This is a genomic window from Agrobacterium sp., from assembly GCF_032092815.1.
Classification (GTDB): Bacteria; Pseudomonadota; Alphaproteobacteria; order Rhizobiales; family Rhizobiaceae; genus Agrobacterium.
On the sequence record NZ_DAMDBP010000041.1, the window covers coordinates 3,427 to 11,654 of the forward strand.

An 8,228-nucleotide genomic window follows, 5' to 3' on the forward strand; every position below is an offset into this window, starting at 1 on the left:
CGGGTGAGATGAATTCCGGTTTGCATGCGATCGAGATGAGCACCCGAGGTTTGGCCGGTAGCGCCGACCCAAGACGCGAGGGAGCGGTTCTCGGGGACTGAACACACCTATCGCGGCATTCGAGCAAATCCCTTTGCGAGAATAAGCCCATCGCCACTTTCGGCAACGGGGAAGCCCCGCCTTTTGGCGGGGCGCAAAGTGATCACGCGCTAGCCCTCGAAGCAGGACTCTCAGCGCCAGAGGGTGCAGTCATCACCAACGGCATGCCAGCTTCCAAACACGCGGCAACGAATGCTTCACGCGCGACCTCAATCGGTGCGAACCATGAGAGTGCAGCGCGGCATTTATCGACGGCCTTTTTGTACCGCTCGCCACGGCGCAGAGGCCACTCATGTTCAAGGTAATCCAGCGCGTCATAGACACTTAGAAATGTTCGCTCCAGCCCACATTGCAGACGGACGCGAACGGGCGCACGAAACAAAACATCTTGGCTGTCCATTTCATACCTCCAATCTAAACAACCAGATCAAGAAGCAACTCAAAAAATCTAGATCTGGTTCAACGTAATTCAAGTCCAGTATCGATTTTTTTCGATGGCACGCAGGCTAGGCTCCCTCAATCTCCGTCCGTGTAAGTCCATCATCCTTGAACAGCAGGTGCAGGCGGTATTCCTTTGCCAGCACGTAAAAAACAATCGCTCCAAACCATCGGCGTTTCTTCCAGCGCTGCTACGACCGTGCCCAGGACTTCTGGACATGCCAGACAAACAGGAAAACGTGCGTTGCTAAGCGATTTGTCGCCGACAGACGCCCCTTACCTATTTCGACAGGGTCGGCTGACCATCGATTGTCATGCAATGACACTTGCTTGGATCAAACGCCTTCGGCGAGATCCAAGACGAACATCGAAGAGCATCGGAGAAATCAGCATAGCGGCCGCCTTCCAGGCGGGATTTCGGGAATTCTCGACACGCTAGGCCCGGAAAAGCGTCGCCGCAGGAGCCCCAACATAGTGACCGCAAAGCGGGGAGCGGGACCGACTACGCCCGGAGCATGGCGTTCAATATGAAACCCAATCAGAAAACAATGGCATCATTTTCCAGATTCCCCACAGCTTGTGTGTCCTGGATCTTCAGGCAATCGAACCAGTCAATCTGGTCATATCACCAGATTGCGAGCGTCTCACGCAAACAGTCTCATGCTTGAATAATTTCTCGGCATTCACTGACGTCGGCATCCCCTCAGGTTTGGTTGCTGCGCAGATGACATTTTCGTTGGTTTGCAAAGGTATACTGCAATGGTTGATCTTCAGGCCATAAGAATGTGGCGCCTCGCTCCACGGCTCAACGCCTTCGCTGATTTTTTTGAGCGAACGGCAAGCGGTGTTGAGGGTGCACCTGATCTTGGGCCACCAACGGCTGATCCTGCACTATTGTCACACGACGTCGATTGCCTGACCTTCGCGGATACGCATCATCGGCTCTGGGGAACATTCAAAAATCATTACTTTGCAAGCATCCCGTACCGACTTGAAGAAGAATGCCGGCTGGGAGCAGCAATCTTCCGCTTTTGTCTGCAAGCTTGGGCAAGAAGCGGTCAACCCGCCACGCTTTATACACTTGGCGCAGGAGCTGGAAGCCTGACGCGCTCCCTTGCCAAACTTGGCGATGGGCGGATCAAGACACTCAATTGCAGCCCGACCGACGGTAACAAAGCGTGCTTCTTCGCAAAGCGCGGCAGCGATCACGCCCATTTCTTCCACGGGCCGTTCTTCGAACTTACCACAGAGCGTTACAGTGAGGACGAGAACCTCACGCATTTTCGTGACGGCTACGATGTCCTGCTCGAAGATACCACTTTCCAGATGTATGGTAGGGACCGCGACAATCAAAATCGCTTTGTGGCCAAGGATTTAAAACCGGATGGAGTTCTCATTCAGGTCGAGAAGCTCTTGCACTCCGACCCGGCAACCTACGTCGAGCGCGAACGCCAGAAAGACGAGCAGTTCAAATCGCGTTTCTTTTCCAGTTCGCAGATCGCACAAAAGAAGCGGGACGTGCTGAACAGGATGATTGATTTTCAGGTCGACAAGGCAACGTCGGCAGCCGCCCTGAAGTCCTGCTTTCGTTACAGCGTAGTGACCTGGAACAGCGGAAATTTCTACACGATCGTATCGTCCAATTCCCGAAGCTCGGTCGTCGATTTCGTGTCTTCCCTGATAGCACCCGCCATCCCACCGGAATACTGCTACGAACCGCTGCCGCTGGTCATTGTTGACGACGACAATGATCCGTTGCCCAAAACCTGGCGATGGTCCGAACCACAATCTGCAACAGCTTCAGTTCTCAACTAGGCTGATGTGACCGGAGGGCAAAAAAATGGCCAACACGAGTGGGCGCCGCGACGAACCCCTTGTATCCGCGTCACAGGTAAGGCGCGCTATGACATCGCTCATGCCTGACCTGGAAGATTTCTGGAAGCGTCCCCTCATCGACTATGCGCATGCGGTTTACGACGACTTTGAACGCGGCAATTGCTCAGTCCGCAATGATGCCATGGGACGTTTGCAGGACTTAATCCGAAGCGTGGCAAGCACATGCGGAGCCGATCAGGAACAAGCGAATCTTGCCGCCAAACAGCTTGCAGAACATCCCGTTATTCAAAGCGGGCCACATTGCTTCCTCATGGTCGACCCTGACGTGTTTTACACACATCTGTTCAACGCACTTGGCCTGACCTTACACAAGCGACGATGGCACATATATTTCGGTTGTTCGACTGTGAAATTCATTGAACGCGGCAACAAGGGTCCGGGATTACTCACAACTGGTGGGCAGACCTTGAACATCTTTGGTTTGTCCCGCAGCTACATGGCATCGAAAAATCTCTGCGGGCGAGATAGGGCAGTAAGCTTCAAGTTTGAAACGAACGACACCGGTGCGATGGACAGCCCCATCGCGTTCCTGAGAAGGTACCTATCGGATAGAACATTCCCATCAGCTGCAGATGCACTCATGGCAGCCAACCAGAATATATGGAGACAGACATTTCCTCCTTCGCTGGAGCTGCTGCAATTTGACGATGCCGATGTCGGTCATCTCCTTGCTTCACATTTCGAAGATCCAGATTCATGGCTTTCCAGACGCTTTCTCGGAAAGGGCATGGTTGCCGAAAACATTTTGAACGAACTGGACAAGCTCAATGGCAGCCCTTGGGCCGGATGGGTCAGACGAACAACTGACTTCTTCTGGGAGCTATCAGGGGGGCGTATCTTACCCCTTCGGTTAAAGAACGGCATTCTCGAAACCACCAATGCATCCGGCTTCAGCGTCCCTTTCGATCCTAAGCAACTTGCAGAGGCATTGCGTAACCGCCGCATAATCCCAAATCTTGTGATGATGGCGATCGTTACCTCAATCCTGCCGGGCGTGCGGCTCCTGGGCGGCAGCCGGCAAATAATTTACCTGCCGTTGATGCGATATGTTTTCGCAAATGCACTGGATCCTGAACGTGATCAAGCGCTTCTGGCGGCGATGCAAAGTGATAAACACCTCAGCATGTGGGGTCATCGTGTCCTGCGACCGATACATGCTGATCCCTTGTCTGAAACGGACAAAAATCAGCACGGTTTGGCTGTCGCAGCGGCCTATGGCCAACAACGACTTGAAGTCACAGCAGGTGATCTCGCTTTTTTCACCGGCGATCCGGTTTGGCAACAGATGTGCGAGCGCCTTGCGAGCAACCAGATCTCCACTTCGTCACATGAATGGCAATGGACCTAAGATAGAGCGAGCATCAAACGGGAGGCCGGAAATGTGCGATAGAAAATGGCTGATCCGGCAACTCCACGAAGACGAGGTCGATGTCTTCAAAACAATCCGATTGGAAGCACTTCAATGTGAACCGGATGCCTTCGCAAGTCTTTACGAGGATTGGGTGGAGTTTACAGATGCACAATGGCGCGAGAGAATGAACGTTCCTATCTTCGTCGCTTTCGACGCAGGCAAACCGATCGGCATCATGGCACTAAAAAGGTCTGAGCCACACAAAATGAGGCACCGTGCGACACTTGCCATGGTCTATGTCAGCAGACACGTCAGGGGGTTACGAGTTGCCGAGGCAATCCTGAAGGCAATCTGTGACCACGCTATGGCTGAGCAGGTCACGCAGATCGAGCTCGTGGTGAACGTGGCCAATGCCACGGCCTTGCGATTCTATCAAAGACACCAATTTATCGAGACCGGTCGCGTTGCTAAAGGCTTCAGAACGAACGACAGGGATTACGACGAGGTCTTGATGGTGAGGGAACTACGCAGCGAATAAACGACAAGGCACGAGAGCAAAGATATTACCGAGTGCGTCACGTCATATCACCCACACGGCGTTCCACACCCTTGACATAATAATATTTGCTGTTTTGAACCACGATTGCCGGCCCATCGACGCGATGAAGCTCCCCGTGCAAGTACCACTGCTGATCGCCATTTGGCCACTCGATCGCCGGACCGTCCTTACGATGCCGTTTGCCGTGAAGCCACCATTCGCAATAGCCATTTGGCGAATACAATGCTGGACCGTCGACGCGATGATGTAGGCCATTTACAAGCCATTCCGCTTTGCCGTTATTGTAGCTGATGGCAGGGCCTGTTTCGTTATGAATTTGACCCGCAGCGTTATACCACTCTGTTCGATTGTGAAAAACTTTCGAGTTCAACGCCGTATCGCCTTCGTTCGATTGAGGGGTTTGAGAGCAGGGTCTTGTGATAACTATGCATGAGCGCAATGACCCTATTCAAGGCGCAAAACACTGATCGGGTACGCATAAATTAGAAAACAATGAAATTTCGAGATAAATAATGTCCACGAAAGGGATCCCGGCTCGAACTTCGATCAAACTGGGCGCTCGTAACGTGGTTTCCATCCACGAACCATTCCCTGGCTCATGACCTTGGAAGCGATGTAGAGTTGATCACGAAGGAAGTCGGCGTCGGCCAACAGATTGCGGATTGCTGATAATGCATCGCCATCGTGGGCTGCCAAAACTGACGCGGCCAAATCTACATCCAAGGGGACCTCATCTTCGTCCACTTCGTCCAAAAGGATATCAAGTGCAAGTTGCTGCGTCATTGATCACTCCCTGATTGGCTTCAACTTTATTTGTTCTTATTTTGTTCTTTTTCTGGTACGTGTCAAGAGAGCCAGTTTATGCAGATTAGCATGGTTCAATTCTCAGTCAGAACCATGAAGCCAAGCTTCATTTCGGAGAAATTCCAGTTGGCAGTGGAGAAGATTTCACCGACAAAAAACTACACCTCGTCGAACATAAAACCGGAAAACTCCTTGGTACCACTGAAAGTCAAAGCATTTGGAGTAGGAAATGTTCGAAACCAAATCATAGTCCGGCGATAGTTATGTCAGCGTGCAATCAGGATAGGTCAGCGATCAGTTTTATTAGTTGCGTGTCGGCGTTGGCATTCAGAACAATGAAAGTCGGCCTGCCAGCGGCGCCGATTCAGAGTGAAAACGGCCAAGTACTCCGATCTATCAGTATGTTGCAAGGTGATGCCAAGAGAGTTATAAGAATTTTGCAATTTCCTTATAACCGCAGTTATAAGAAAACCGGCATTTCCGTATAACTGAGTTATCGAAAGATGAAACAAATCGATCTGGTGTATCGCACGGCGTTCGCGGAACTCTCACAACGGACCTTCGACGCCCAATTCGAAGCAGACTTCTCGTTGGACGGTCGGTTTGTCTCTGTCCCCGTGAAGGGCCGCAATTACTGGTACTTCGAATACCCTACAGAGGAAGGCGATAAAAGACGGTATGTCGGACCTGAAGCAGACGAAGCGATCACAGCTAGAGTAAATGAGCACAGGCAAGTCAAAGACGACGTCCGGGAGCGCCGCAGGCTAGTTGGGATGCTCCTGCGCAGCGGCGGTATGGCCTCGCCTGATCGGTTCGCGGGCGAGGTGACGAAAGCACTCGCGGAGGCTGGCCTCTTCCGTCTGCGTGCGGTCCTGATCGGCTCCGTGGCGTTCAGCTGCTATCCGGGCTTACTTGGTGTCCGGCTCCCAAACACCGCGATGCAGACCGGTGATGCGGATTTTGCGCAGGATTTTGCTATCTCGGCCGAGGTCGAGGACAGTTTGCCGCCAATCCTCGAGGTCCTGCAATCCGTCGATCCCACATTCCGGACTGTTCCGCATCAGGCAGACAAGGCAAAGGTTTCAGCCTTCACAAACGCTGTGAACTACCGCGTCGAGTTTTTAACGGGCAACCGGGGATCGGACGACTATACGGGCAAGCCATCCTCAATGCCTGCCCTCGGCGGAGCGTCTGCGGAAAACCTCAGGTTTCTCGATTACCTGATCTACGAGCCAGTCAGAACCGTGTTACTGCACAGGGAGGGCGTCAGTGTGAACGTCCCCGCTCCCGAACGCTATGCCGTCCATAAACTCATCGTGGCGTCTAGGCGGCGCACAGATGGCCTCGGACGTGCCAAGCGAGACAAAGACGTACAGCAGTCTTCCTTGCTGCTTCAAGCGCTCGTCGAAACGCGACAAGGGTATGCGGTGGCTGATGCCTACCGTGAAGCTTGGGATCGCGGCACTGCATGGCGGGAAGGAATACAGTTTGGTCTGCAGCTGATGTCGAACGCGGGCAAGGAGGCTCTGGCGGACGCCCTTGGGATAAAGCCCGAAGAACTCGGCAAGGCTTGAAAGTGTAAATATAGGTACTAAAATCCAACAATTAAGCCAAACAGATCTCACTGCTAACACGCGCAGCCGTCCACATTGGCACATGAACAACATTTTCGTATGCGGCATGCGTGTAAATTTGCAACCGAGCTATGAGCCATCTATTGACGTGTTGGCAATTGCTTCAAATCAGTTGCCCGTATGCCGCATTTCGAGTGAGCTACTGCGAGTTACCATCACTGAAGGCGGAACATTGCCGACTTAACGAGACTCAATTTCTCAACCGGCGGAAGAATCATCTTCAAGTCGGGCTTTTAAAACGTACGCCCACGCCGCCTCCGTTGTCGTGAATGAACTCGATGCCTGCATCTTCAAATGCCATCTGAATCACTTTGAGGTTGGCCGTCATAATTGATGGTGGACCGTCTTCAGCTTCTGCACGTCTAATAGTTGATAGGCCCACAGATGCTCGTTCTGCCAGGTCTTGGAGCGTCCATCGCTTGAGTGCCCTTGCAGCTCGAATCTGAGCTCCGGTAATTTTATTCATGCAGAACTACAGTTTTGAGTTGAACATTTTATGTTCACGTGGCAAATTGATGTTCATTCGGTTGTGCACGGTGCGGTAACACCACACACAACCTGACCACAATCAAGCTGTTAGGGAGCTCGGATCATGGCTGATTCCGACAATAGCAGAACTTTGTCTGCAATCGCGAGAACTGATTTCATATCAACCACTTTTGCGCAGGTTTTGGCAACTGCCTTGGCTGCAGGGTGCAACGCACGGTCGCGTTTTTTGTCCTTTGTTTTTCTCATAAAACCGGAGCATCTCGCCAGATAGCGCGCGATCACCATACGGCAAGAGCGGTGCGTGTTTATTCCTGATCCGGACAGGAAGCTGAGCAAGCATCTGCCGTAGCACGACCGACACCCGACAACATCAACCGCAACCTTCTCGATGTGGCGAGCCACAGCGCGGAGTGCGGCTGCCTTTATTCCAATAACAAAGAGGGAACTTTTCCATGAACTCCGCATATGCATTCCGACCCGTCGCAATCACGGCGGCTATCCTGTCCATGACGGTGTTCAGCGGCTCTGTGGCACTTGCCCAGACCGGTGCTCAGGCCGAACTGCGCATCGCCACGTCCTACAAGCTGATGACGCTCGATCCGCATTACGCAAACCTCAACGAGAATACCTCGCTTCTGTCACATATCTATGAGCGGCTGGTGTATCAGGACGAACAGCTTGCCCTCAAGCCGGGCCTTGCCGTGTCCTGGTCAATGGTGTCGGACACGCAGTGGGAGTTCAAACTGCGGGAAGGGGTGACGTTTCAGGATGGGTCGGATTTTACCGCCGATGATGTCGTTTATTCCATCGAGCGTATCCGGGATTTTCTGCAGTCACCCAGCGGCGGTTACCGCTCCTATGTCTCCGGCATCAAGACAGTCACGGCAACTGATCCGCTGACGGTGGTCGTCGAGACAAATACAGCTGTACCCAACCTGCCGTTGCTGATGTCCTCGGT

At 52.7% G+C, this 8,228-nt stretch carries 9 protein-coding genes; 5 read left to right on the top strand and 4 right to left on the bottom strand.

Translation table 11 applies throughout. The features are described 5' to 3' along the window. Positions 1 to 202 precede the first annotated feature (202 nt). A complete protein-coding gene (locus tag RT613_RS19105; RefSeq protein ID WP_313617972.1) occupies positions 203 to 499 on the bottom strand; it encodes a DUF982 domain-containing protein in 297 nt (98 codons plus the stop codon). 797 nt (positions 500 to 1,296) lie between these two features. On the opposite strand from RT613_RS19105, the gene RT613_RS19110 reads away from it, so the two are divergent. The 3 genes from RT613_RS19110 to RT613_RS19120 all read left to right on the top strand — a co-directional run bounded on the left by RT613_RS19110 (position 1,297) and on the right by RT613_RS19120 (position 4,322). Further along, positions 1,297 to 2,352, top strand: a complete 1,056-nt coding sequence (locus RT613_RS19110; RefSeq protein WP_313617973.1) for a class I SAM-dependent methyltransferase — start codon at positions 1,297 to 1,299, stop codon at positions 2,350 to 2,352. A gap of 100 nt (positions 2,353 to 2,452) precedes the next feature. Then, positions 2,453 to 3,781, top strand: a complete 1,329-nt coding sequence (locus RT613_RS19115) for a hypothetical protein (protein ID WP_313617974.1) — start codon at positions 2,453 to 2,455, stop codon at positions 3,779 to 3,781. 31 nt (positions 3,782 to 3,812) lie between these two features. Beyond that, positions 3,813 to 4,322: a GNAT family N-acetyltransferase gene (locus RT613_RS19120; RefSeq protein ID WP_313617975.1), complete on the top strand. Its 510-nt coding sequence runs from the start codon at positions 3,813 to 3,815 to the stop codon at positions 4,320 to 4,322. Between the two features lie 37 nt (positions 4,323 to 4,359). Here RT613_RS19120 and RT613_RS19125 read toward each other — a convergent pair whose 3' ends face one another. Then, a complete protein-coding gene (locus tag RT613_RS19125; protein ID WP_313617976.1) occupies positions 4,360 to 4,713 on the bottom strand; it encodes a hypothetical protein in 354 nt (117 codons plus the stop codon). 176 nt (positions 4,714 to 4,889) lie between these two features. Next, complete coding sequence (locus tag RT613_RS19130) at positions 4,890 to 5,126, bottom strand: hypothetical protein (RefSeq protein WP_313617977.1); 237 nt, start codon at positions 5,124 to 5,126, stop codon at positions 4,890 to 4,892. Positions 5,127 to 5,650: 524 nt separating this feature from the next. On the opposite strand from RT613_RS19130, the gene RT613_RS19135 reads away from it, so the two are divergent. Continuing rightward, positions 5,651 to 6,721, top strand: coding sequence for a GSU2403 family nucleotidyltransferase fold protein (locus tag RT613_RS19135; RefSeq protein ID WP_313617978.1), 1,071 nt, complete (start codon positions 5,651 to 5,653; stop codon positions 6,719 to 6,721). Positions 6,722 to 7,001: 280 nt separating this feature from the next. Here RT613_RS19135 and RT613_RS19140 read toward each other — a convergent pair whose 3' ends face one another. Then, on the bottom strand, positions 7,002 to 7,247 hold the full coding sequence (locus tag RT613_RS19140) for a helix-turn-helix transcriptional regulator (RefSeq protein WP_313617979.1): 246 nt from the start codon (positions 7,245 to 7,247) through the stop codon (positions 7,002 to 7,004). A 475-nt stretch (positions 7,248 to 7,722) separates the two neighbouring features. Here RT613_RS19140 and RT613_RS19145 point away from each other — a divergent pair. Beyond that, positions 7,723 to 8,228: ABC transporter substrate-binding protein (locus RT613_RS19145; RefSeq protein WP_313617980.1), on the top strand; the 506-nt coding region annotated here is incomplete at its 3' end.